Annotated in this window: 22 protein-coding genes; 4 read left to right on the forward strand and 18 right to left on the reverse strand. The window is 66.9% G+C overall.

Going from position 1 to position 24,216, the window contains the following annotated elements; translation table 11 throughout:
• Nucleotides 1-36 precede the first annotated feature (36 nt).
• The 3 genes from HWX39_RS30240 to HWX39_RS30250 all read right to left on the reverse strand — a co-directional run bounded on the left by HWX39_RS30240 (nt 37) and on the right by HWX39_RS30250 (nt 3,699).
• Nucleotides 37-930, reverse strand: coding sequence for a glutamate/aspartate ABC transporter substrate-binding protein (locus tag HWX39_RS30240; RefSeq protein WP_175971345.1), 894 nt, complete (start codon nt 928-930; stop codon nt 37-39).
• A gap of 252 nt (nt 931-1,182) precedes the next feature.
• On the reverse strand, nt 1,183-2,469 hold the full coding sequence (locus tag HWX39_RS30245) for a Glu/Leu/Phe/Val dehydrogenase (RefSeq protein WP_175955703.1): 1,287 nt from the start codon (nt 2,467-2,469) through the stop codon (nt 1,183-1,185).
• Nucleotides 2,470-2,745: 276 nt separating this feature from the next.
• Nucleotides 2,746-3,699, reverse strand: a complete 954-nt coding sequence (locus HWX39_RS30250; protein ID WP_105815965.1) for a LysR substrate-binding domain-containing protein — start codon at nt 3,697-3,699, stop codon at nt 2,746-2,748.
• Nucleotides 3,700-3,930: 231 nt separating this feature from the next.
• Here HWX39_RS30250 and purB point away from each other — a divergent pair, with 231 nt between their 5' ends.
• A complete protein-coding gene (gene purB, locus HWX39_RS30255; RefSeq protein ID WP_175971346.1) occupies nt 3,931-5,319 on the forward strand; it encodes an adenylosuccinate lyase in 1,389 nt (462 codons plus the stop codon).
• 76 nt (nt 5,320-5,395) lie between these two features.
• Here purB and HWX39_RS30260 read toward each other — a convergent pair whose 3' ends face one another.
• The gene (locus HWX39_RS30260; RefSeq protein ID WP_175971347.1) at nt 5,396-6,817 is read right to left on the reverse strand and encodes an FAD-dependent oxidoreductase; all 1,422 of its coding nucleotides are present in this window, start codon (nt 6,815-6,817) and stop codon (nt 5,396-5,398) included.
• A 277-nt stretch (nt 6,818-7,094) separates the two neighbouring features.
• On the opposite strand from HWX39_RS30260, the gene HWX39_RS30265 reads away from it, so the two are divergent.
• On the forward strand, nt 7,095-7,742 hold the full coding sequence (locus HWX39_RS30265) for a TetR/AcrR family transcriptional regulator C-terminal domain-containing protein (RefSeq protein WP_175971348.1): 648 nt from the start codon (nt 7,095-7,097) through the stop codon (nt 7,740-7,742).
• 81 nt (nt 7,743-7,823) lie between these two features.
• Here the strand turns inward: HWX39_RS30265 and HWX39_RS30270 are convergent, their stop codons facing one another.
• The 4 genes from HWX39_RS30270 to edd all read right to left on the reverse strand — a co-directional run bounded on the left by HWX39_RS30270 (nt 7,824) and on the right by edd (nt 12,424).
• Nucleotides 7,824-8,327, reverse strand: coding sequence for a gluconokinase (locus HWX39_RS30270; RefSeq protein ID WP_175971349.1), 504 nt, complete (start codon nt 8,325-8,327; stop codon nt 7,824-7,826).
• 13 nt (nt 8,328-8,340) lie between these two features.
• On the reverse strand, nt 8,341-9,702 hold the full coding sequence (locus tag HWX39_RS30275) for a GntP family permease (protein WP_175971350.1): 1,362 nt from the start codon (nt 9,700-9,702) through the stop codon (nt 8,341-8,343).
• A gap of 219 nt (nt 9,703-9,921) precedes the next feature.
• Nucleotides 9,922-10,548: a bifunctional 4-hydroxy-2-oxoglutarate aldolase/2-dehydro-3-deoxy-phosphogluconate aldolase gene (gene eda, locus HWX39_RS30280; protein WP_011350938.1), complete on the reverse strand. Its 627-nt coding sequence runs from the start codon at nt 10,546-10,548 to the stop codon at nt 9,922-9,924.
• A gap of 19 nt (nt 10,549-10,567) precedes the next feature.
• Nucleotides 10,568-12,424 carry a phosphogluconate dehydratase gene (gene edd / locus HWX39_RS30285; protein WP_175971351.1) on the reverse strand — a complete coding sequence of 619 codons (1,857 nt, stop codon included), beginning with the start codon at nt 12,422-12,424 and terminating at the stop codon, nt 10,568-10,570.
• A gap of 293 nt (nt 12,425-12,717) precedes the next feature.
• Here edd and HWX39_RS30290 point away from each other — a divergent pair, with 293 nt between their 5' ends.
• Nucleotides 12,718-13,566, forward strand: a complete 849-nt coding sequence (locus HWX39_RS30290) for a MurR/RpiR family transcriptional regulator (protein ID WP_011350936.1) — start codon at nt 12,718-12,720, stop codon at nt 13,564-13,566.
• 97 nt (nt 13,567-13,663) lie between these two features.
• On the opposite strand, the gene HWX39_RS30295 is transcribed toward HWX39_RS30290, so the two are convergent.
• The 9 genes from HWX39_RS30295 to HWX39_RS30335 all read right to left on the reverse strand — a co-directional run bounded on the left by HWX39_RS30295 (nt 13,664) and on the right by HWX39_RS30335 (nt 22,942).
• On the reverse strand, nt 13,664-14,086 hold the full coding sequence (locus HWX39_RS30295; RefSeq protein WP_144245423.1) for a CopD family protein: 423 nt from the start codon (nt 14,084-14,086) through the stop codon (nt 13,664-13,666).
• 19 nt (nt 14,087-14,105) lie between these two features.
• Nucleotides 14,106-15,377 (reverse strand): glutamate-5-semialdehyde dehydrogenase, encoded by a 1,272-nt coding sequence (locus HWX39_RS30300; protein WP_175971352.1) that lies wholly within the window; start codon nt 15,375-15,377, stop codon nt 14,106-14,108.
• A gap of 138 nt (nt 15,378-15,515) precedes the next feature.
• Entirely contained in the window at nt 15,516-16,610 is a 1,095-nt protein-coding gene (holA, locus tag HWX39_RS30305; RefSeq protein WP_069247124.1) for a DNA polymerase III subunit delta, read from the reverse strand.
• Nucleotides 16,611-16,628: 18 nt separating this feature from the next.
• Nucleotides 16,629-17,183, reverse strand: coding sequence for an LPS assembly lipoprotein LptE (gene lptE, locus HWX39_RS30310; RefSeq protein ID WP_039361502.1), 555 nt, complete (start codon nt 17,181-17,183; stop codon nt 16,629-16,631).
• A gap of 38 nt (nt 17,184-17,221) precedes the next feature.
• Nucleotides 17,222-19,816, reverse strand: coding sequence for a leucine--tRNA ligase (gene leuS, locus HWX39_RS30315; RefSeq protein WP_175971353.1), 2,595 nt, complete (start codon nt 19,814-19,816; stop codon nt 17,222-17,224).
• A 289-nt stretch (nt 19,817-20,105) separates the two neighbouring features.
• On the reverse strand, nt 20,106-20,567 hold the full coding sequence (locus HWX39_RS30320; protein WP_059706681.1) for a biopolymer transporter ExbD: 462 nt from the start codon (nt 20,565-20,567) through the stop codon (nt 20,106-20,108).
• 24 nt (nt 20,568-20,591) lie between these two features.
• Nucleotides 20,592-21,260 (reverse strand): MotA/TolQ/ExbB proton channel family protein, encoded by a 669-nt coding sequence (locus HWX39_RS30325; protein ID WP_175971354.1) that lies wholly within the window; start codon nt 21,258-21,260, stop codon nt 20,592-20,594.
• A gap of 18 nt (nt 21,261-21,278) precedes the next feature.
• Nucleotides 21,279-22,076 (reverse strand): 4-hydroxy-tetrahydrodipicolinate reductase, encoded by a 798-nt coding sequence (gene dapB / locus HWX39_RS30330; RefSeq protein WP_175971355.1) that lies wholly within the window; start codon nt 22,074-22,076, stop codon nt 21,279-21,281.
• Nucleotides 22,077-22,138: 62 nt separating this feature from the next.
• On the reverse strand, nt 22,139-22,942 hold the full coding sequence (locus HWX39_RS30335; protein ID WP_175971356.1) for an outer membrane protein assembly factor BamE: 804 nt from the start codon (nt 22,940-22,942) through the stop codon (nt 22,139-22,141).
• A gap of 142 nt (nt 22,943-23,084) precedes the next feature.
• On the opposite strand from HWX39_RS30335, the gene fur reads away from it, so the two are divergent.
• Complete coding sequence (fur, locus tag HWX39_RS30340) at nt 23,085-23,513, forward strand: ferric iron uptake transcriptional regulator (protein ID WP_034182711.1); 429 nt, start codon at nt 23,085-23,087, stop codon at nt 23,511-23,513.
• Nucleotides 23,514-23,690: 177 nt separating this feature from the next.
• Here fur and HWX39_RS30345 read toward each other — a convergent pair whose 3' ends face one another.
• Nucleotides 23,691-24,209, reverse strand: a complete 519-nt coding sequence (locus HWX39_RS30345; protein WP_175971357.1) for an ureidoglycolate lyase — start codon at nt 24,207-24,209, stop codon at nt 23,691-23,693.
• Between the last annotated feature and the right edge of the window lie 7 nt (nt 24,210-24,216).

A 24,216-nucleotide genomic window follows, 5' to 3' on the forward strand; every position in this document is an offset into this window, starting at 1 on the left:
CTCATTAGCGTCATTTCTGCATCAACGGCCGTGTGCTCAGTCGAGCGCCTTGTCGTTCGGGTTCGCGTACAGCTTCTTCATCGACTCGGACAGCGGGAAGTTCAGGTTCAGCCCCTTCGGCGGGATCGGGTTCTCGAACCACTTCGCGTAGATCTTCGCGGCTTCGCCCGACTTCTCGACTTGCGCGATCGCGTCGTCGACGACCTTCTTGAAGGCCGCGTCGTCCTTGCGCATCATGCAACCGTACGCTTCTTCCGATTGCGGCGTGCCGACGATCACCCAGTCGCCCGGCTTCTTCGCCTTCGCGCGTTCGCCCGCGAGCAGCGCGTCATCCATCATGAACGCGACCGCGCGGCCCGACTCCAGCGTATTGAACGAATCGCCGTGATCCTTCGCGCTGATGATGCTCATGCCCAACTGCTTGTCGTTGTTCATCTTGCGCAGCAGGCGCTCGGACGTCGTGCCGGCGGTGGTCACGACCGTCTTGCCCTTCAGGTCGGCGAAATCCTTGACGCCGGAATCGTTCTTCGTCATCAGGCGCGTGCCGATCACGAAGATCGTGTCGGAGAACGCGGCCTGCTGCTGGCGCTCGGCGTTGTTGGTGGTCGAGCCGCACTCGATGTCGACCGTGCCGTTCTGCACCAGCGGAATGCGGTTCTGCGACGTGACCGGGATGTTCTTCACCTGCAGGTTCGGCAGGTTCAGCTTCTTCTTCACTGCGTCGACCACCTTCATCTGGAAGTCACGCGAATAACCGACCACCTGCTGCTTTTCGTCGTAGTAGGAGAACGGAATCGACGACTCGCGGTGTCCCAGCGCGATCACGCCCGTGTCCTTGATCTTCTTCAGCGTGCCCGTCTCCTGAGCATGCGCGCCACTTGCGAACGCGCAAAGCGCCGCGAACATCAGGACTGCCTTTTGGTATTTCATTTTGGTCATCTCCTTGGCTAAAACCCGCGCCAGTGTATCAAAGTAATATTTTTGAAAGTACTGGTTGTTTACCGCACGGCGAACCGCGCTGCGCGAAACCTTTCTCCCGGCTTCGCTCCCCCCTTCCGGCGCCTGAATGCGCACGCGGGCGGTGCCCGATTCGGCACCGCCCGCGAGGGTTCATGCACGCAACCGGATGGATTGCGTCATGGATTGATCGTAGTCAACCGATCTGAAATCGGCAACCGCCGATCAGGGGTACAGGCCACGCATTTCACGCGCCATCAGGATGCGCTTGCACGCAACGATGAACGCCGCCGTACGCACCGACACCTTGTGCTCTTCCGCGACTGCCCAGACGCCGGAGAACGCTTCGCGCATCACGCGCTCGAGACGGTGGTTGATCTCGTCTTCCGTCCAGAAGAAGCTCGAGAAATCCTGCACCCATTCGAAGTACGACACGGTCACGCCACCCGCGTTCGCGATCACGTCCGGGATCACGAGCACGCCGTTCGCGGTCAGGATGTCGTCCGCCGCCGTGGTCGTCGGGCCGTTCGCGCCTTCGACGATGATCTTCGTGCGGATCTTCGCTGCGTTCTTCTCGGTGATCTGGTTTTCCAGTGCCGCCGGGATCAGGATGTCGGTTTCGACGGTCCAGAACTCGTCATTCGGCATCGGCTCCGCACCTTCGAAGCCCGCAACGCCGCCCGTGCGTGCGACGTGGTCGAGCAGCTTGTTCGAATCGAGGCCGGCCGGCTGGTAGATCGTGCCCGTGTGGTCCTGCACCGCGATCACCTTCGAACCCGCTTCCTGGAACAGCTTCGCCGCGATGCCGCCGACGTTGCCGAAGCCCTGCACCGCGATGCGCGCGCCTGCGATTTCGAGGCCCTTCTTCTTCGCCGCTTCGCAGCCGACGACGAACACGCCGCGGCCGGTTGCTTCCTTGCGGCCGAGCGAGCCGCCGAGTGCGATCGGCTTGCCGGTCACGACGCCGGTCGACGTCTGGCCCTGGTTCATCGAGAAGGTATCCATCATCCACGCCATCACCTGTTCGTTGGTGTTGACGTCCGGCGCCGGAATATCGGTGTTCGGGCCGATGATGATGCCGATTTCGCTGGTGTAGCGACGCGTCACGCGTTCGAGCTCGCCGCGCGACAGCTTGCGCGGGTCGACGCGGATACCGCCCTTCGCGCCGCCGTACGGCACGTTCACGGCCGCGTTCTTGACCGACATCCATGCGGACAGTGCCATCACTTCCGACAGCGTCACGTCCTGGTGGTAACGCACACCGCCCTTGCCCGGGCCGCGCGACACGTTGTGCTGCACGCGATAGCCCTCGAAGTGCGCGACGGTACCGTTATCGAGCTCGATCGGCACATCGACGACCAGGATGCGCTTCGGGCGCTTCAGCGTTTCGAGCCAGCGCGACAGTGAGCCGAGGTACGGCGCGACGCGATCGACTTGCTGAAGGTAGTTGCCCCACGGGCCGAGATCGTCGGCGTGCAGGTAGGACGGGATGGACTGCAATTGCGAAGACATGGATGCTCCAACGGTCAACAGGTGCGCACATTGTCGAAAAACCCGTTTTTTTTATCCAATGCCGTTTGCTTATTCGATTATGCGTTTCTTGCATGATCGCGATTTTGCGCAAATCCGCGGTCGATTTGCGCAAGAACGCACGCGATCGGTCGTGCATCGCGTGCGTGAAAAGTGGTGCTTCCCGGATGCGGGAGGGCTGCCGGACAGCCGGCCGACAGGCGGCGCAAGCTCGACGACAGCCGGCCGGCCCGCGCGGTCGCGGTTAACCGTCCACGGTTAACCCGCGGTTTCGCGCAGTTCGTCGCGCACGACGTCCCACAACGCGCGTACGAGCTTCTGCCGCGGATCGTCGCCCTGCAGCGCGAGCTTGTCGCAGTACAGCCGGATCTCCATCGTCAGCGTGAACGGATGCGCGCCGCCGCGCACCGACCGGTCGAGCCGGATCAGGCGGCCGCCCGCGACCGCATCCTCGACCGCGCTGTGCGGCAGGAACGCGATGCCGTGGCCCGCGAGCGCCATCGCCTTCAGCCCTTCGGCCATGTCGGTTTCATAGACGCGATCGAGGAACAGCGGCGTCGACGCATTCGCGACGATGACCTCCGTCATCCGGCCGAGATACGCGTTCGGCGTATATGACAGGTACGGCACGCGCGCGTCGGCCGTGCCGGGCAGCGTATAGCGCGGCCGCCCCGCGCGGCCCGGCGCCGAGAACGGGCTGATCGGCTCGCTGCCGAGGATCAGCATGTCGTAGCGCGCGGGGTCGAGCGCGACCGGATGGCTCGGGTGGTGGTAGCCCATCACGAGATCGCAGCCGCCCTCGACGAGCGACAGCACCGCATCGTGCACGTTCAGCGCGCGCAGCCGCGTGTGGACCTGGCCCATCTTCGCCTCGATCCGCTGCAGCCAGCGCGGGAAATACGTGAGCGACAGCGTGTGCGGCACCGCGAACTCGATCGTCGGCACCGGCGCGCCGACGTGGCCGCGCAGCAGCGTACGCGCCTCGTGCGCCTGCGACAGCATCGTCAGCGCCTGTTCGTAGAAGATCTGCCCGGCCTGCGTGAGCCGCGTCGGATAGACCGAACGATCGATCAGTTCGGTCGCGAGCCATGCCTCGAGCGCCTGGATGCGCCGCGAAAACGCCGGCTGCGACACGTGCCGCAGCTCGGCGGACCGGCTAAAGCTGCGCGTTTCCGCGAGCGAAACGAAGTCTTCGAGCCATTTCAGTTCCATGCAGGCGGGCGCGGCGGGCGGCGGTCGGGAAGAAGCCTGCATTCTACCGGCGCGCCGGCCCGGCCGGCGGTGCGGCGAGCGGCCGGGCGCCCCGCCGCGAACGGGCGCCGGCGCGGTATTCGCACGCGGCAGCACCCGCCGGCCGCGCGCGACCGGGATCGTCGCGCGCCAATGGTAAAATGCCGGATTCTCCTTCCCCTCGCTCGACCCGGCCCCAAGGCCCGCCCGATCATGTCCGACACTCGTCCCGATACGCTTTTCGCCCTCACCGCGCTTTCGCCCATCGACGGCCGCTACGCCAGCAAGACCGAAGCGCTGCGCGACTGGCTCTCCGAAGCCGCCTTCATGCGCCACCGCGTCACCGTCGAGGTGCACTGGCTGATCGCGCTGTCGCGCGCCGGCTTCGCCGAAGTCCCGCGCTTCTCCGATGCGTCCGAACAGTTCCTGCTGCAGCTCGCCGAGCGCTTCACCGCGCACGACGCCGCCCGCATCAAGGAAATCGAGCGCGTGACGAACCACGACGTGAAAGCCGTCGAATACTGGCTGAAGGAATCGGTGAAGGGCCAGGAAGAACTCGAAAAGGCCAGCGAATTCATCCACTTCGCGTGCACGTCGGAAGACATCAACAACACGTCGCACGGGATGATGCTCGCCGGCGCGCGCGAACACGTGATCCTGCCGGCACTGCGCACGGTCTACCAGCGCCTCGTCGCACTCGCGCACGCGCACGCCGAGCAGCCGATGCTGTCGCGCACGCACGGCCAGCCGGCCAGCCCGACGACGCTCGGCAAGGAACTCGCGAACGTCGCGGCCCGCCTCGCCCGTGCGATCACGCGCATCGAGAAGGTCGAGATCCTCGGCAAGATGAACGGTGCGGTCGGCAACTTCAACGCGCATCTCTCGGCGTATCCGGAATTCGACTGGGAAGCGTTCTCGCGCGACGTGATCGAGAACCGCCTGAAGCTCACGTTCAACCCGTACACGATCCAGATCGAGCCGCACGACTACATGGCCGAGCTGTTCGACGCCGTGGCGCGCGCGAACACGATCCTGCTCGATCTCGACCGCGACGTGTGGGGCTACATCTCGGTCGGCTACTTCAAGCAGAAGACGAAGGCCGGTGAAATCGGCTCGTCGACGATGCCGCACAAGGTCAACCCGATCGACTTCGAGAACTCGGAAGGCAACCTCGGCCTCGCGAACGCGACGCTGCGCCACCTCGCCGACAAGCTGCCGGTGTCGCGCTGGCAGCGCGACCTGACCGACTCGACGGTGCTGCGCAACATGGGCGTCGCACTCGGCTACTCGCTGCTCGCGTACGACTCGCTGATCCGCGGCCTCGACAAGCTCGAAGTGAACCCGCAGCGCCTGAACGAAGACCTCGACAACTGCTGGGAAGTGCTCGCCGAGCCGGTGCAGACGGTGATGCGCCGCTACGGCATCGAGAACCCGTACGAGCAGCTGAAGGAGCTGACGCGCGGCAAGGGCATCACGCGCGAAGCGCTGCAGGAATTCGTCGGCACGCTCGCGATCCCGCAGGATGCGAAGGATCGCCTGCTCGCGATGACGCCTGCGTCGTACATCGGCAAGGCCGTCGAACTCGCGAAGCGGATCGCGTAAGCGCCACCGCCGCCGCACGTAAAAAAGCCCGATGCGAGCAATCGCATCGGGCTTTTTCGTTGCCTGCAGCCGCCGGTCAGAACGAGATCATCCGCCCCGGGTTGAGCGCGCTCATCACGCTCATCGCGGCCTTCGCGGCGGGAATCGCGATCGGCGACAACTGGCGGCCGAGCGGAATCGCGCGATGGTCGATGCCGGTCAGCATCGAGAAATCGTCGTTACGGCCGACGAAATCGTCACAGATCGCCTTGCCGATCCGCACCGTCTGCGCGACGCCGTGACCGCTCCAGCCCTGCACCATGTACATCGGCACGCGGCCGTCGGTCTTGCGGCTATCGGTCGCGCCGTTCAGCGTGAAGTCGCTGACGCCGCTCCAGCAGTAGTCGAGCGCGAACCGGCCGTCGTGCTGCGGGAACACGGTGTTCAGCCGCGTCAGCAGGTACGCGTTCACGTCGGGCTGCGCCCAGCACGTGCCGGTGCCCTGCCCGCCGAACAGCAGGCGGTTGCCGCGTACCGGCCGGTAGTAGTCGATCTGGAACTGCGTGTCGTACACGGGCATGCCGGCCGGCATCAGCGTCGCGACATCGACGTCGAGCGGCGCCGTCACGCTCACGTAGGTAAAGAACGGTACGGTCGTCGCGGTACCGTCGTCGAGCAGCCGGAACGTCGTGTTGTGCAGCGCGAGCACGACACCCTTGCGCGCGGTGATCGTGCCGCCCGGCGTCGTTGCGACGACACCGCTCGGCGTCTCGTCGAGTTCGAGCACCTCGGTGCCCTCGAACAGCGCACCGCCGTTCAGCCGGAAGCCGTGCACGAGGCCGCGCACCAGCGCGAGCGGATGAATCTGCCCGCCGAGCGCGTCGATCGCCGCGCCGTGGTACAGCCCCGAGCGCACGTATTCGTCGTGCAGCTGATGGCGGCCGACGAGCGTCACGCCCGCGTCGCCGAGATGACGGCGCGCATCCGCGCCGTCCAGCAGCGCGCTCATGTGGCCCGGGTGCACCGCCGCCGTAATGTGGCCGCGCTTGCGGTCGAGTTCGAGCGCGTAACGTACGCCGATCGCATCGATCAGGTCCATCGATTCGGCCGATGCGAAGCGCCACAGCCGCTTCGCGTCGTCATGCGACAGGTAGTCGATCATGTCGGCGGCTTCCCAGCGCGCGAGGCCGGGCGTGAGCTGCCCGCCGTTGCGGCCCGATGCGGCCGAGCCGACGTGATGCTTGTCGACGAGGATCGTGTCGACGCCCGCCTCCGCGAGATGCAGCGCGGCCGACGCACCGAGCAGGCCCGCGCCGATCACGAGCACGTCGCATTCGGCGTCGTGCGCGAGCGGCGCGCCGTTCGCGTGACGCGACAGCGACGCCTCGTACCAGTTGGCCGGGCGCTCGCCATCGTAGCGGGCCGGGTCGCACCAGTTCCAGTTGTCCTTTTCGATGTTCAGTTGCGTGTGTTCGAAACGCGATTCGCCCTGGATCAGGGGTTGATGGTTGAAAGTCATGATTGCACTTGCATGGTCTTGGGCCGCCTGTCGAAGAGCCTTCTGGCTTCGCGGGTGGGGCAGCCGGTTCCACTTGGGTGTCAACGAAAAAAAGGGGCGTGATGGCCCGTGTTGACGGCGGGCACGCTCGTGCCGCCTGGATCCCGGACTGTGCGAAAGCACGTCTTGAAAGGTGCCGGGACACCCAATTTCTACACCGCAGAAATAATTCTACAGTGTAGAATAAACTTTCGTCAAGTTTACAGCCGGCGCCGTATCGGCACGCCAGCCCGCATCGATGAAAGACAAACCCGCCCAGGGCCCGCGCGGCCTCGACAAGGATGCAATCGTCGCGGCCGCGCTCGCGCTGCTCGAAGACGTCGGCGAAGCCGCGTTCAGCGTACGCAAGCTCGCGCAGTCGGTCGGCTGCGACCCGATGAGCGTGCTGTATCACTTCAAGTCGAAGGAAGGCCTGAGCCGCGCGATCGCGAACGCGCTGTCGCGCTCGCTCGTGCCGGTCGACGCCGCGCTGCCGTGGCACGAACGGCTGCGCGACCTCGCACGCCAGTACCGCGCGCTCGCGCTGCGCTACCCGGCGGCGTTCGCGCTGCTGCAGCGGCACATGAGTACCGGGCCGGCCGATCTCGCGCACATCGAGGCCGTGCATCGCGCGCTGGCCGACGCCGGCATCCCGCGTGCGGCGCTACCGTCGGTGTGCGTCGGCTGGTATGCAAGCGTGATCGGGCTTGCCGCGGCCGAAGCCGGCGGCCTCACGCGCGCCGCGAACGACGTCGAGCTCGCGGAAATGGAAGCGCTGTCCGACGCCGCGCATTCGCTCGTCAAGGCAGCCGCCCCGCTCTATGCGCAGCTCGATCCGGCAGCCGTGCACGACACGATGCTCGACGTGCTGCTCGACGGCATCGCGACGCAGGCACGCGCGGCCTGACCGGCCCGCGGGCCGCAAGTCCACCAACGAAAAAGGCGCCCCGCAGGGCGCCTTTTGCATGACGATTGCCGTGAACCGCGCTCAGTGCTGCTGCGCGTGGCCGATCTTCAGCATGACCTGATCGACGATCTGCTCGGGCGTCAGCTCGATGCTGACCTCGATCGCTTCGTCCGGGCCGGGCTCCTCGAGCGTGTCCAGCTGGCTCTTCAGCAGCGACGGATCGAAGAAATGACCGGTGCGGTTCTTCAGGCGCTCGTGCAACACCTCGAACGAACCCTTCAGATACACGAACCGCACGTCGGTGTCGGTGCCGCGCAGCACGTCGCGGTACGAGCGCTTCAGCGACGAGCACGTGAACACGGCCGTCTCGCCGGCACGCTGCTTTTCCTCGATGGCTGCGCGAATCGTGCGCAGCCACGGCCAGCGGTCGTCGTCGGTCAGCGGAATGCCGTGGTGCATCTTTTCCTTGTTCGCCGCGCTGTGAAACGCGTCGCCATCGGTATAGCTGCACGACAGGCGTTCCGCCAGCATTTCGCCGATTCGCGACTTGCCCGCGCCCGACACGCCCATTGCGATCAGAATCATTGACTACCCCTTCTTACAAAACCATGCTCAGCAGCAGCGTGAAGCCAAGACCAAGCACCGAGATGATGGTTTCGAGCAACGACCAGGTCTTGAACGTCTGACCGACCGTCATCCCGAAGTATTCCTTGATCAGCCAGAAGCCGCCGTCGTTCACGTGCGAGAAGATCAGCGAGCCCGAGCCCGTGGCGAGCACCAGCAGTTCCGGGCTGACCGTCGTGCCGGCCGCCGCGGCGATCGGCGCGACGATGCCGCAGGCCGTGGTCATCGCGACCGTCGCCGAACCCGTCGCGAGACGCATCAGCGCGGCGACGAACCAGCCGAGCAGCAGCGGCGACAGGTGCGCGTGCTTCGCGGTTTCGACGATCTGCTGCGAAATCCCGCTGTCGCGCAGGACGCCGCCGAAGCCGCCGCCCGCGCCGACGATCAGCGTGATGCCGGCGATCGGCGCCAGGCACTCGCCGCAGAACTTCTGGATCTGGTCGCGGTTGAAGCCCTGCAGCTTGCCGAACGTGAAGAAGCTCACGAGCACGGCGATCAGCAGCGCGACGTCCGAGTTGCCGGCAAAGCGCAGCAGGTTGTTCGGCAGCGACTTCGGTGCGAACAGCAGGTCGGCCCAGCTGCCGACGAGCATCAGCACGACGGGCAGCAGGATCGTGAACAGCGTGATGCCGAAGCTCGGCAGTTCACGCTTGCGGCCATCCGTGTGCGTGTCGACGAATTGAGCGGCGAGCGGGTTGTTCTCCGGCAGCTTCACGAACTTCGAGATCGTCAGCGCGAACACCGGGCCCGCGATGATCGCGGTCGGCACGCCGACGAGCAGGCCGAACGCGATCGTCTTGCCGATATCGGCGCCGTATTGCTGTACGGCCAGCAGTGCGGCCGGGTGCGGCGGGATCAGGCCGTGCACGACGGACAGGCCGGCCACCATCGGCAGGCCGACGACGAGCAGCGACTTGCCGGTGCGCTTCGCGACGTTGAACGCGATCGGGATCAGCAGCACGAAGCCGACTTCGAAGAACACCGGCAGGCCGACGATGATCGCGACGAACATCATCGCCCAGTGGATGTTCTTTTCACCGAACCAGTCGATCAGCGTGGTCGCGATCCGCTCGGCGCCGCCCGATTCGGCCATCATCTTGCCGAGCATCGTGCCAAGGCCGACGACGATCGCGATGTGGCCGAGCGTGCCGCCGGTGCCCGCCTCGAACGACTTGACGATCTTGTCCATCGGCATGCCGACGACCAGGCCGAGGCCGAGCGAGACGATGATCAGCACCAGGAACGGGTAGATCTTGTAGCGCGCGATCATCAGGATCAGCGCGGCGATCGCGATCAGCGTGAATACGAGCAGCATGCTGCCTTGGACAGCCCCCATGTGGCACTCCTCCTAGAATTGTTCGAGCCGGGCGAGTTGTTGCGAGTATGCCCGGCTATGCAGGTCTCCGAAACACGGGGGGTACCCACCCCGTCAGGACGCTGAATTTTACTTATCTTTACGGTCCGCGGATAGAACCGGTTCCATCAGCAAAAACCCTCGGCAAAACAAGCACTAAGGCTCGCTTTCCGAGGGTCAAACCGCCATTTCGTACAAGTCTTAACGGGGCAGCTGGCTCGCAGCTTGCGCGAGACGCGTGACTTCGGCCCAGTCCTGCGCGGCGAGCGCGGCTTTCGGCGTGAGCCACGAACCGCCGACGCAGACGACGTTCGGCAGTTTCAGGAAATTCGGCGCCGTTTCGACGGTGATGCCGCCGGTCGGGCAGAACTTCAGCGCCGGGAACGGGCCGTGGAACGCCTGCAGCATCGGTACGCCGCCCGCCTGCTGCGCGGGGAAGAACTTCACGATCTCGTAGCCGAATTCGAGCGCCTGGATGATGTCGCTCGGCGTCATCACGCCCGGCAGCAGCGGCAGGCCCGCGTCGAGCGACGCGAGGTGCAGCTCCTTCGTCAGGCCCGGCGACACGCCGAACTTCGCGCCCGCGCGCTTCGCCTGCTCGCAATGCTCCGGCTTCGTGATCGTGCCGACGCCGACGACGATGTCGTCCGCGAGCTGGCTCGCACGCTGGATCGCCTCCAGGCCGGCCGGCGTGCGCAGCGTGATCTCGAGCACCTTCACGCCACCCGCGTGCAACGCGCGCGACACGTGTTCGCCCTGCTCGACCGAGTCGAATGCGAGCACCGGGATGACCGGGCCCAGCTTCACGATTTCAGCAATCGTCTTCATTGAATTGGCTCCTTGAAATTCATGCGGCGACGTGGGCGGCCGTTTCGCCGACCAGCGCGCCGAAAACCGATGCGCCCTGCTCGGCCGGCGCGGCGGCCGCGCGGAACACGCCGAACAGTTCACGCCCGAAACCGACCTCGTTCTCGGCCTGGTGCAGCGGCTGCGCGACCGGGCGCGCCTGCCACTCGGCGGCGTCGACCTCGATGTCGAGCACGCCGGCTTCCGCGTCGATCACGAGCGTATCGCCCGTCTTCACCTTGCCGAGCGGGCCGGCCAGCAGCGCCTCCGGCGACACGTGGATCACGGCCGGCACCTTGCCCGACGCGCCCGACATGCGGCCGTCGGTGACGAGCGCGACATGGAAGCCCTGATCCTGCAGCACGCCGAGCAGCGGCGTCAAACGGTGCAGCTCGGGCATCCCGTTCGCGCGCGCGCCCTGGAAGCGCACCACCGCGACGAAATCGCGCTTCAGCTCGCCGCGATCGAATGCTTCCTGCACGGCTTCCTGCGAATCGAACACGATCGCGGGGGCGATCACCTTGCGGTGCTCGGGCGCGACCGCCGAAATCTTGATCACGCCGCGGCCGAGCCGGCCCTGCATCAGGCGCAGGCCGCCGTCCGGCTGGAACGGGTCGCCAATGCCGCGCAGCACCTTCGTGTCGTGGCTCTCGGCCGCGCCGTCGACCCACGTCAGCTTGCCGTCGATCAGCTTCGGCTCCTTCGTGTAGTGCGACAGTCCCTTGCCGGCCACCGTCGTCACGTCCTCGTGCAGCAGTCCGCCTTCGAGCAAGTTGCGCACCAGGAACGCGACGCCGCCCGCCGCGTGGAAGTGGTTCACGTCGGCCTTGCCGTTCGGGTAGATCTTCGCGAGCAGCGGCACGACGGCCGACAGTTCGTCGAAATCGTTCCAGTCGATCAGGATGCCGGCCGCGCGCGCGATCGCGACGAGGTGCAGCGTGTGGTTGGTCGAGCCGCCCGTCGCGAGCAGCGCGACGATCCCGTTGACGATCGCCTTCTCGTCGATCACATGGCCGATCGGCGTGTAATGGCCGCGCTCGACGGTCAGGTCGAGTACGCGACGCGCAGCCTCGGCCGTCAGCGCGGTGCGCAGCGGCGTGTGCGGGTGGACGAACGCCGAACCCGGCAGATGCAGCCCCATCAGCTCCATCAGCATCTGGTTACTGTTCGCGGTGCCGTAGAACGTGCATGTACCGTGGCCGTGATACGCGGCCGATTCGGCTTCGAGCAGCGCATCGCGGCCGACCTGGCCGGTCGCGAACTGCTGGCGGATCTTCGCCTTGTCGTCGTTCGACAGGCCGCTCGTCATCGGGCCGGCCGGCACGAAGATCGTCGGCAGATGGCCGAACTGCAGCGCGCCGATCAGCAGGCCCGGCACGATCTTGTCGCAGATGCCCAGGCAGAGCGCCGCGTCGAACATGTTGTGCGTGAGCGCGATTGCCGTGCCCATCGCGATCGCCTCGCGCGAGAACAGCGACAGCTCCATCCCCGGGTTGCCCTGCGTGACGCCGTCGCACATCGCCGGTACGCCGCCCGCGAACTGCGCGACACCGCCGTTCTCGCGCGCGGCCGCCTTGATGATGTCGGGGAAATCCTTGTACGGCGCGTGCGCGGACAGCATCTCGTTGTACGAGGACACGATGCCGATGTTCGGCTCGCGGATCGCCTTGATCGCGAACTTGTCGTTGCCTTCGAGGCCCGCGAAGCCGTGCGCGAGGTTCGCGCACGACAGCGCGCCGCGCGCCGGGAACTTGCCCTGCGCGCCGTCGATGCGCTGCAGATAGGCGGAACGGGTCGATTGGCTGCGGGCGATCACGCGTTCGGTGACCTTCGCCAGAGTGGGGTGCAGCGACGTCATGCTGGGCGCTCCTGTATGCCGGCCGACACCGGCGGTTGGAATCGTGGGGACGGTCGAACACGTCGACAGAACGAAGCCAGTCTAGTAGAAAAACTACAAGCATGCAATGCGGATCGATTCGCACGCAATCCTCACTCCCGCCACCAGCAAGGCTTTAATTAGTGAAAACCCTAATTACCCTCGCCATCTCGGCGCCGGAAGCACTGTAATAGCGCTAGTATTTTTATGTAGATTTTCTACAATTCGATTGCGATACACTCGCTCATTCGAACCCGATTTCTGCCTGCCGCCCCATGCTGCCCCGCATTGAAGCAATCCGCGCCGAGTTGCGCCCGTCCGAGCGCAAGCTCGCCGACTACATCCTCGCCGCGCCGCGCGAGGTGCTCGACCTCGCGATGACCGAGCTGTCGACGCGCGCGGGCGTCAGCCAGCCGACGATCGCCCGCTTCTGCCAGGCGCTCGGCTGCAGCGGCTTTCGCGAGTTCAAGATCCGGCTCGCGCAGAGCGTCGCGCCGGGCGTGTCGTCGGTCTATCGCGACGTCGAGCCCGACGAACCGGCGCCCGGCATCATCGGCAAGGTGTTCGACCGCACGATCGGGGCGCTGATCGAGGTGCGCAACAGCCTGTCTGCGGGCAGCGTTGCCGATGCGATCGCACTGCTGTCGAACGCATCGCGGATCGAGTTCTACGGCGCCGGCGGCTCGGGCATCGCCGCGCAGGACATCCAGCACAAGTTCTTCCGGCTCGGCGTGCCGAGCGTCGCGTATTCCGATCCGCACACGTTCTCGATGTCGTCGGCGCTGCTCGGGCCGCACGACGTCGTCGTCGCGATCTCGAACACCGGCCGCACGCGCGACATCGTCGACGCCGCACGCTCCGCGCTCGCGTGCGGCGCGAAGGTCGTCGCAATTACGCAGAGCCACTCGCCGCTCGCGAAGCTCGCGACGGTGAGTCTCGCGTCGAACGTTGCGGAGGAAACGGACGTGTTCTCGCCGATGACGTCGCGGATGTCGCATCTCGCGATCGGCGACATCCTCGCGGTCGGCGTCGCGCTGTCGCGCGGCCCGGCGCTGATGGAACGGGTCGGCCGCGCGAAGGAGGCGATCACGCGCCGCCGGATCGACGACGGCGCGAAGGATTGAGCCGGCACTGCTGCCGTCCGCGCGTAAACGACAAACGGCGCCCCTCGGGGCGCCGTTGCACATCGGGCTGTGCCGGCAACCTCCCCGGCCAAACCGCTCAGAACGGCTTGATCACGACCAGCGCGACCGCCGCGAGCATGCCAAGCACCGGCAGCTCGTTGAACACGCGATACCACTTGTCGGTGCGGCGGTTCTCACCGCGCTCGAACACCCGCAGCAAGTGCCCGCAATACGCGTGATAGATGATGAGCAGCAGCACGACCGTCACCTTCGCATGAATCCAGCCCTGCCCCTGCCCGATGCCGATCGCGAGCCAGAGCCACAGCCCGCAGGCCAGCGCCGGCACCGCGATCATCGTCATGAAGCGGAACAGCTTGCGTGCCATCAGCAGCAGGCGCCGCACGGCGGCCGGATCGGTTTCCATGGCCAGGTTCACGTAGATGCGCGGCAAGTAGAACAACCCTGCAAACCACGCGGCGATCAGAACGATATGGAACGTCTTGACCCAGAGCATCGCCATCGGTTGTGTGCCTCGCTGTTTACTGGCGGCCTTCGCCGTGTCCGAGCACGACGTACTTCAGCGACGTCAGCCCTTCCAGGCCGACGGGGCCACGTGCGTGCAGCTTGTCGTTCGAGATGCCGATTTCCGCGCCGAGGCCGAATTCGAAGCCGTCCGCGAAGCGCGTCGACGCGTTGACCATCACGCTCGCCGAATCGACCTCGCGCAGGAACCGCATCGCGCGGTCGTGATCCTCGGTGACGATCGCGTCCGTGTGGTGCGAGCCGTAATGGTTGATGTGCTCGATCGCGGCGTCGAGGCCGTCGACCACCTTGATCGCGAGCACCGGAGCGAGATATTCGGTGTGCCAGTCTTCCTCGGTGGCATCGACGAGCGGGCCGACACCCGCATCGGCGAGCACCGCGCGCGCGGCCGCATCGACGCGCAGTTCCACCTGCTTGTCGCGATACAGCTTGCCGAGCGGCGGCAGCAGCGTCGCCGCGATACCGCTCGAAACGAGCAGCGTCTCCATCGTGTTGCAGGTGCCGTAGCGGTGCGTCTTCGCGTTGTCGCAGACGGTCAGCGCCTTGTCGAGATCGGCGCGTTCGTCGACGTACACGTGGCAGATGCCGTCGAGGTGCTTGATCATCGGCACGCGCGCCTCGTTGATCAGGCGCTCGATCAGGCTCTTGCCGCCGCGCGGCACGATCACGTCGACGTATTCGGTCATCGTGATCAGCTTGCCGACCGCCGCGCGATCGGCCGTCGCGACGACCTGCACCGCGTCCTGCGGCAGGCCGGCTGCCTCGAGCCCTTCGCCGATCAGCTTCGCGAGCGCCGCGTTCGATTCGAGCGCTTCGGAGCCGCCGCGCAGGATCGTCGCATTGCCCGACTTCAGGCACAGCGCAGCCGCGTCGATCGTGACGTTCGGGCGCGATTCGTAGATGATGCCGATCACGCCGAGCGGCACGCGCATCTGGCCGACCTGGATGCCGCTCGGGCGGTACTTGAGGTTGCCGATCTCGCCGATCGGATCGGCCAGCGACGCCACCTGGCGCAAGCCCTCGACCATCGTCTTCAGCGCCTTGTCCGACAGCGTCAGGCGATCGACGAACGCCGCATCAAGCCCCTTTTCACGGGCCCGGGCGACATCGCGGGCATTCGCGTCCTTCAGCACCTGCGCGTCGCGTTCGATCGCGCGCGCCACGGCGTCGAGCGCCGCGTTCTTCGCGGCCGTGCTGGCGCGCGCCATTGCGCGGGAAGCGTGCCGGGCGCGACGGCCCAGGTCGGTCATGTACTGATCGATATCCATCGTGTGACTCGAGAAGCGCGCCGCGCTGGGCGGCATGAATTCGTGGGGAAGCGTGAGCGGCGGCGGCCGGAGAGCCGCGCCAGCTATCGAAACATTGTAAGCGGGTTGCGCAGCGCGCGCTGAAGGCCCGAACGGGACTTAGCGTCGCACGCGCCCCGCGGTCGGCGGTCGCTCGCCGCGGGCACCGGCCACCGTCATCGCGAGCTGGAACAGCCCGTCCCACGGATCGGGCGGCGGTTCATCCTGCGTGCGGCGGCCCGGCGCGACGGCCGTGAGCCCCTTGACCTGACGGTCGAGCTTCGCGGCAAACGCCAGCGCCTTCTCGAGCACGGCTTCGGACACGCGATTCAGCGCGGGGCCGATCAGCCGCTCGCGCGGCCCCCACACGCGGTTCTCGCGCAGCAGCGTCGCCAGCGGCTTGCCGGCCGTCGTGCCGCGCTTGATCCGCAGCAGCGTGCGCAATTCCTCGACGACGGCCCACATCACGAGCACGATCGCCTCGCCTTCGCCCTTCAACCCGTCGATCATCCGCGCGAGCCGCGCGGCGTCGCCGGCGAGCATGGCTTCGTTCAGCTTGAACACGTCGTAGCGCGCGACGTTCAGCACCGCGTCGTGCACCTGCTCGAACGACAGCGCCCCCTGCGGATACAGCAGCCCGAGCTTCTGGATTTCCTGATGTGCGGCAAGCAGGTTGCCTTCGACGCGCTCGGCGATGAACTGCAGCGCGCGCCGCCCGTCCTCGCCAGGCGCGGCGCGCTGGCCCTGCATCGCGAGGCGCTGGCCGATCCAGTTCGGCAGCTGCGCGCGGTCGACCGGATCGATCTTCAGCGCGACACCGCCGTTCTGCAGCGCGGTGAACCATGCGGATTTTTGCGTGGCCGCGTCGAGGCGCGGCAACGTGACGAGCATCAGCGCGTCGGGGTTCGGCGTGGCCGCGAGCGTCTTCAGCGCATCAGCGCCTTCCTTGCCGGGCTTGCCCGACGGAATGCGCAGCTCGATCAGCTGGCGCTCGCCGAACAGCGACATCGCCTGGGTTGCGCCGAGCAGCACGCTCCAGTCGAAGCCGCGCTCGACCGTATGCACCGAACGCTCGGTGAAACCGGCCGCGCGCGCGGCCGCACGAATGCGGTCGCACGCTTCCTGCGCGAGCAGCGGCTCGTCGCCGTAGACGGTATAGAGCCCGGCCAACCCCTTCGCGAGGTGCGGCTCCAGTGCATCAAGTCGCAGTTGCATCGATACGTGCGCCGTCGATCAGAGCGGCGGCGGCGGCAACGGCGCGCGCGGTGCGACGCCCGGTACCACGTCTTCCGGCGCCGGCGTCAACGAATGGACGATCGCGAGACGCCGCATCAGCTGGTCGACCGCATCGTTCTGCATGTCGCCGTACAGAATGTCGGCTTCCTGCGCCTTCGCGTTCGTGTACTGATCGCTGTACGTCATCGCGCGGTTCAGCGCGATCGCGCTCGGCGGGATCAGCACGGTGCCGTCCTTGCTCGTCAACGTGTAGTTCAGCGTGTAGAACAGCGCGTATTCCTGCGCCGAGCCGTACTTGTTGAGCGTCAGCGTGTTCTGGCCACGCGACTCCCACATACGCAGCACGGCATCGGCGTCGTCCGCCGACTTGACGATCTTCGTGTCGCTGCCGGCCTCGACGAGGCGCACGAGGCGCGCCTCGACCGGCGCCGGCGCGCCGGCGATCAGCAGGTGCTTGAACGCGTAGTCCTGCTGGCCGCGCAACTGGAAGCCGCATGCCGACAGCGCAACCGCGCTGCCGACTGCGAGCATCAAAAACGATCTGCGGATCACCTTCGCTCCTTCTGGGTACGTCCGACGGCCAGCGGCCGTCAGACGACGATGTTCACGAGGCGGCCCGGCACGACGACGATCTTCTTCGCCGGCTTGCCATCGCTGAACTTCGCGAACGCGTCGTCGGCCACTGCCGCGGCTTCGATCGCCTCGCGGCTCGCGTCCTTCGCCACCTTCAGCGCGCCGCGCACCTTGCCGTTCACCTGCAGCACGAGTTCGATCTCGGCCTGCTCGAGCGCAGCCTCGTCGACCTTCGGCCACGGTGCGTCGAGCAGCGGCCCGAATTCGTCCGCGTAGCCAAGCGCCTTCCACAGCTCGAACGTGACGTGCGGCACGACCGGGTACAGCACGCGCAGCAGCACGCCGTACGTTTCGCGCAGCACGCCGGGCGTCGCACCCTTCGCGCCGTCGATCGCGTTCAGCATCTTCATCGCAGCCGACACGACCGTGTTGTACTGCAAGCGCTGGTAGTCGAAATCGGCCTGCTTCAGCACGCTGTAGATCTCGCGGCGCAGCGCCTTGTCGGCTTCGCCGAGCGCGGCCGCGTCGAAGCCCGCGCGCGCGGCGAGCGCTTCGCGGTTCGCCGCGCCGAAGCTCCACACGCGGCGCAGGAAGCGGCTCGCGCCCTCGACGCCCGCACCCGACCACTCGAGTTGCTGCTCGGGCGGCGCGGCGAACATCGTGAACAGGCGCGCGGTATCGGCGCCGTACTGGTCGATCAGCACCTGCGGATCGACACCGTTGTTCTTCGACTTCGACATCTTCTCGATGCCGCCGAGCACGACCGGCTGGCCGTCCGTGTTCAGCGTCGCGCCGACCGGGCGGCCCTTGTCGTCGTGCGTGACCGTCACGTCGGCCGGGTTGTACCAGGTCTTCTTGCCGGAGGCGTCTTCACGGTAGAACGTCTCGTTCAGCACCATGCCCTGCGTGAGCAGGTTCTTCGCCGGCTCACCGAACTTCACGAGGCCGAGGTCGCGCATCACCTTGGTCCAGAAGCGCGAATACAGCAGGTGCAGGATCGCGTGCTCGATGCCGCCGATGTACTGATCCATCGGCATCCAGTAATCGGTGCGCGCGTCGACCATCGTCTCGGCATCCGGCGCCGTGTAGCGCGAGAAGTACCACGACGAATCGACGAAGGTGTCCATCGTGTCGGTTTCGCGCTTCGCGGCCGCGCCGCACTTCGGGCACGTGCAGTTCAGGAACGCTTCCGACTTCGCGAGCGGGTTGCCCGAGCCGTCCGGCACGAGGTCTTCCGGCAGCACGACAGGCAGATCCTTCTCCGGCACCGGCACGTCGCCGCACGACGGGCAGTGGATGATCGGGATCGGCGTGCCCCAGTAGCGCTGGCGCGATACGCCCCAGTCGCGCAGGCGCCACGTGACCTGCTTGTCGCCGAAGCCGCCGGCGTTCAGGTCGGCCGCGACCGCGTCGACGGCTTCCGCATAGCGCAGGCCGTCGTACTTGCCGCTGTTCACGCAGACGGCGACTTCCTTGTCGCCGTACCACTCCTGCCATGCGTCGAGCGAGTACTGCTGGCCTTCGGCCGCGATCACCTGCTTGATCGGCAGGTCGTATTTCTTCGCGAACGCGAAATCGCGCTCGTCGTGGCCCGGCACGCCCATCACCGCGCCTTCGCCATAGCTCATCAGCACATAGTTGCCGATCCACACCTCGACCGGCTCGCCCGTCAGCGGATGCGTGACCGAGAAGCCCGTCGCGACGCCCTTCTTCTCCATCGTCGCAACGTCGGCTTCGGCGACGCCGCCGCGCTTGCATTCGTCGATGAAGGCGAGCAGTTCCGGCTTGTCCTGCGCAAGACGCGTGGCCAGCGGATGCTCGGCCGCGATCGCGCAGAAGGTGACGCCCATGATCGTGTCGGCGCGCGTCGTGAACACGCGCAGCAGCTTCTTCTCGCCGTCGAGTTCGTACGGGAAGCCGAAGTTCACGCCGAAGCTCTTGCCGATCCAGTTCTGCTGCATGATCTTCACGCGCTCGGGCCAGCCGAGGCCGTCGAGGTCGTTCAGCAGCTCATCCGCGTACTGCGTGATGCGCAGGTAGTACATCGGGATCTCGCGCTTCTCGACGAGTGCGCCCGAACGCCAGCCGCGGCCGTCGATCACCTGCTCGTTCGCGAGCACGGTCTGGTCGACCGGGTCCCAGTTCACGGTGCCCGTCTTCTTGTACGCGATGCCCTTCTCGAGCATCTTCAGGAACAGCCACTGGTTCCACTTGTAGTAGTCGGGCTTGCACGTCGCGATTTCGCGCGACCAGTCGATCGCGAGGCCCATCGACTGCATCTGGCCCTTCATGTAGTCGATGTTGTCGTAGGTCCACTTCGCGGGCGGCACGCCGTTCGCCATCGCGGCGTTCTCGGCCGGCATCCCGAACGCGTCCCAGCCCATCGGCATCAACGTGTTGTAGCCGTTCATCCGCAGATAGCGGTACATCACGTCGTTGATCGTGTAATTGCGCACGTGACCCATGTGCAGCTTGCCGGACGGGTACGGCAGCATCGACACGCAGTAGAACTTGGGCTTCTGCGAATCTTCCTTCGTCTTGTAGGCATCGGCTGCGCGCCAGTCGCCCTGGGCGGCGGCTTCGACGTCGGCGGGTACGTATCTCTCGTGCATGGTGTGGTTCGGACTAGGCTTTAAGCGGCGCGACGGCGCGCGCAGGAGTGGATCGAAAATCGTGCTTGCCCGGCGGACCTGCAGGTTCGCTGTTGCCGGACCTGTTCGCGGTTTCCGGGCATTTTCGGGGTAACCCGCAGCATGCCCGGGTAGCCTGGAAAATTCCGGGTTACCTGAAACAAGCCTGCCAACCGGGAAAAACGTTGATTATACCGCCCGCGCCGGCCCATTCGACCGGTCTTGCGGCGTCTGGCCCGATCCCGCGGCAGCGGCGGGCCGCCGGATCCGCTCAGCGGTTGGCCGGCACGGCAGGCGCCGCCGCGGAACCGCCCGCCTGCGGCGGCACGTCGGTCACGAAGCCGATCCGCGTGAGGCCGGCGGCCTGCGCGGCGCCCATCACCTGCGCGATCACGTCGTAGCGGGTCGCACGCGACGCGCGCAGCCGCAGCTCGGGCGGCGCGCCGCCCGCGGCGGCGGCCCGGAAGCGCGCCGGCAGCGCATCGAGCGCCACGGGCGCGTCGTCCCAGTACAGCTTGCCCGCGTCGTCGATCGACAACGTGACGGATTGCGGCGTGTCGCGCGCGACGCTGGCCGCGACCTTCGGCAGGTCGAGCCGGATCGCGTGCGTCATCAGCGGCGCGGTGATGATGAAGATGACGAGCAGCACCAGCATCACGTCGATCAGCGGGGTCATGTTGATCTCCGCCATCGGCGCGGACGTCTTGTGGTGCTCGAGTCCGCCGAATGCCATGGTCGCTCCTCCGGAATGCGCGCGTCAGGCTTCCTGCGCGCACACGAATACGTGCAAGTCGCGCGCGAAGCCGTCGAGTTCCTCGGCGAGTTGCCGCACGAGACGCCCGAGGATGTTGTAGGCCAGCACCGCGGGAATCGCGACGACGAGCCCGAACGCGGTCATGATCAGCGCCTCGCCGACCGGCCCCGCGACGTTCTCGATCTGCGCCTGCCCGCTCGCGGCGATGCTGCCGAGCGCGTGGTAGATGCCCCACACGGTGCCGAGCAGCCCGACGAACGGCGCGGTGCTGCCGATCGACGCGAGCAGCACCTGGCCGAATTCGAGGCGCCGCTGCGAGCGCAGCATCGCGTGCCGCAACGCGCGCAGCACGCGTTCGCCGCGTTCGACACGCGCGGCCAGCGCGGCCGGGTCGTGATCGTCGGCCGCATCGCGCGCGGCTTCGGCGAGCGGCACGAACACACGCTCGCGATCGGCGCCGGCGAGCGCGGCAATGCCCGCGTCGAGCGACGGCGCGCGCCAGAACGCGGCGAGCGCGCGCGGCCCCTGCCGCTTCGCGCGGATCAGGAGCCAGGCTTTCATGAGGAGGAAGCACCAGCTGGCGATGGACATCGCCAGCAACACATAGGCGACGGCATGCGTGATCGCATCGCCGCTTTCGAGGTAGTGGACAACGCCGGTGGGTATCGCCATCGGAGTTTCCCCGTGGTGTCAGCGCAGGCCGAGCACGTCCTGCATGTCGAACAGGCCGGCGCCGCGCGCCGACAGGAAGCGGACCGCGCGCAGCGCGCCCTGCGCGTACGACACGCGGCTCGACGACTTGTGCGTGATCTCGATGCGCTCGCCGATCCCGGCGAACAGCACGGTGTGATCGCCGACGATGTCGCCGCCGCGCACCGCAGCGAAGCCGATCGATGACGGATCGCGCTCGCCCGTCACGCCGTGGCGGCCGTACACCGCGCAATCGTCGAGCGAGCGCCCGAGCGCGCCGGCGACGGCCTCACCCATCATCAGCGCGGTGCCCGACGGTGCATCGACCTTGTGACGGTGATGCGCCTCGATGATCTCGATGTCGTAGCCGTGCGAGAAATGCTTCGCCGCGAATTCGAGCAGCTTCAGCGTGACGTTCACGCCGACGCTCATGTTCGCCGCGAACACGATGCCGATCTTGCCCGCCGCGGCCTGCAGTTCGGCCTTCTGCTCGGCGGTGAAGCCGGTCGTGCCGATCACGAGCTTCACGTCGTGGCGCAGCGCGGCCTCGATATGGGCCATCGTGCCTTCCGGACGCGTGAAATCGATCAGGTAGTCGGCCTGCGCGAACACCGCGTCGAGGTCGGCGGTCAGCTTGACGCCGGTGTCCTTGCCGAGGAACGCGCCGGCGTCCTGGCCGAGGAACGGCGAATCGGCACGGTCGAGCGCGCCGACGAGCTGCGCGTCGGAATCGTTGAGAACGGCTTCGATCAGCATCCGGCCCATTCGGCCCGATGCCCCGGCAATCGCAATCTTCATGGCTTTCTACACGACAGGTCTAAAGGCGGGCGGCGCATGCCGCCCTGTTTCCGCACGCGGACTTACTGCGCCGGCGCGGTGATCGGCTGGTTCTGCAGCGTATCCGAGCCTTGCGGGCCGACCGGCGGCGACGCCTCGTTCGACGCGTTCGGCGGCGGCGGACGATGGAACTGGAACTGCGGCTGGATCGCCGGCACCGCGCCCGGCGGCTGGCCGCCCGGCACCGGCGCACCGCCGGCAGCCTGCGCGGCCGGCGCGAAGCGGCGCGCGTTCGAGCCCTGACCCGACACCTGGTTGGTCGCGCGGTTCGCCGCACGGGCGGCCTGCGCGTTCGCATCCTGGTCGAGCACCGCCCCGGACACCGGCGCGACAGCCTCCGGCGCCGGCGCGCTCGCCGCCGCTTGCGCGGCGCTCGCGGCTGCGGCAGCCTCGGCGGCCTTCTTCGCCGCTGCGGCCGCCTTCGCCTTCTTGCCGCCGCGGTCGCCGTCGATATCGGCCAGCAGGTCGAGCTCCGAAGGCAGGTTGTCCGCCCCCGTCCAGCCCGCCAGGCGATCGCCCGCGAACGTCACGACGAGATCGCGCTGCTGGACGACTGCCGTCGAGCCACGCTTGAAGTAGAAGAGGTAATCCCAGCGGTCGGCGTGGAACATGTCGGCCAGCAGCGGGGTGCCGAGCAGCGCGCGCACCTGCTCGCGCGACATGCCGACCTGCAGCTGCGAGGCCTTCTCCTGCGACACGAAGTTGCCTTGCACGACGGTGATCCGGTAGGGGGTGATGCTCTGCGCGATGCGCTGCGTCACGCTGTCGTACGACGAACAACCAGCCAGCGCGGCAACGGCGGCGGCAGCGATGATGACACTCCGCATGCGGCTCCTCTGAAAGTGCGAAAGAGATTCTGGAATCATTTCCCTCACCGTGCAGGCCCGCGTCGCAGGCCGCGCGTGTTTCTGGAACGGCGAAAAGCCGGTAACATTGAAGCCCTGCATTGTACTCTAGGGATGCCTAGCCATGACCAATCCGACGGATCTCAAGAATATCGGGCTAAAGGCCACCCTACCGCGCCTCAAGATTCTCGAGATCTTCCAGCAAAGCCCGGTGCGCCACCTGACGGCAGAAGACGTCTACCGGAACCTGCTCAACGAGCAGCTCGACATCGGGCTGGCCACCGTCTACCGCGTGCTGACGCAGTTCGAGCAGGCAGGCCTGCTCTCGCGCAGCAACTTCGAATCCGGCAAGGCCGTGTTCGAACTGAACGAAGGCTCGCACCACGACCACCTCGTGTGCCTCGATTGCGGCCGCGTCGAGGAATTCTTCGACGCCGAGATCGAAGGCCGCCAGCAGGCGATCGCGAAGGAGCGCGGCTTCCGGCTTCAGGAGCACTCGCTCGCGATGTACGGTTCCTGCACGACCGAGAACTGCCCGCACCGCAAGCACTGATTCGCGCGCGCCGCGCACGCAGCACGGCCCGGCCGGCATCTCGCCGCCCGGGCCGTGTTCTTTTCGGGATAGCGGCGGCGCGCCGCCGCGTGAGTCGTGTGCCCAGGCTTTCGAAAGCCCTTCGACACGTCCGCCCGGGCCGCCGTCAGGCAGCCGGAGCCCGGCGTCGCACTTGCGTCAGGCCGCGCAGGCCGGCTCGAACTCGAGCGCCCAGGCGCGCTCGAGCGGGATCTCGTCGCAATTCGGTTGCGTGCCGCCGCGATCGACGATCACGAAATCGCTGACCGCATCGAGCGCAAGCAGCGGATGGTGCCAGACGCCCTTCGCATAATTCACGCCCTGCCAGCCTTGCGCGAGGAACGCGCGCATCGCGTCGGGCCGGAACTCGCCGGCCGGCGCGACGACGATCGCGTAGCGCGACACGGCCGCGAGCGGAATGAACGCCTGGCTGCCGTGCGGATGGCGCTCCATCAGCGTGAGCGCGACCGGCAGCGCGCGCGGCTGCGCGCGGAACACGCTGACGAGCGGGCGACCGCCGTCCGCGCACACGTCGATCGTCGCGAGATCGTGGAAGCGCTCGGTCGTGCCGCCGTTGATCGGGAAATGGCGCGCGCCTTCGAGCGCGATCACGTCGCCGAACGGCGCGAACGCTTCGCGCGTCAGGCGCTCGACACGCAGGATGCGGGATTCGCTCATGCCGTTT

This window comes from Burkholderia sp. BCC0322, from assembly GCF_902833045.1.
GTDB lineage: Bacteria > Pseudomonadota > Gammaproteobacteria > Burkholderiales > Burkholderiaceae > Burkholderia.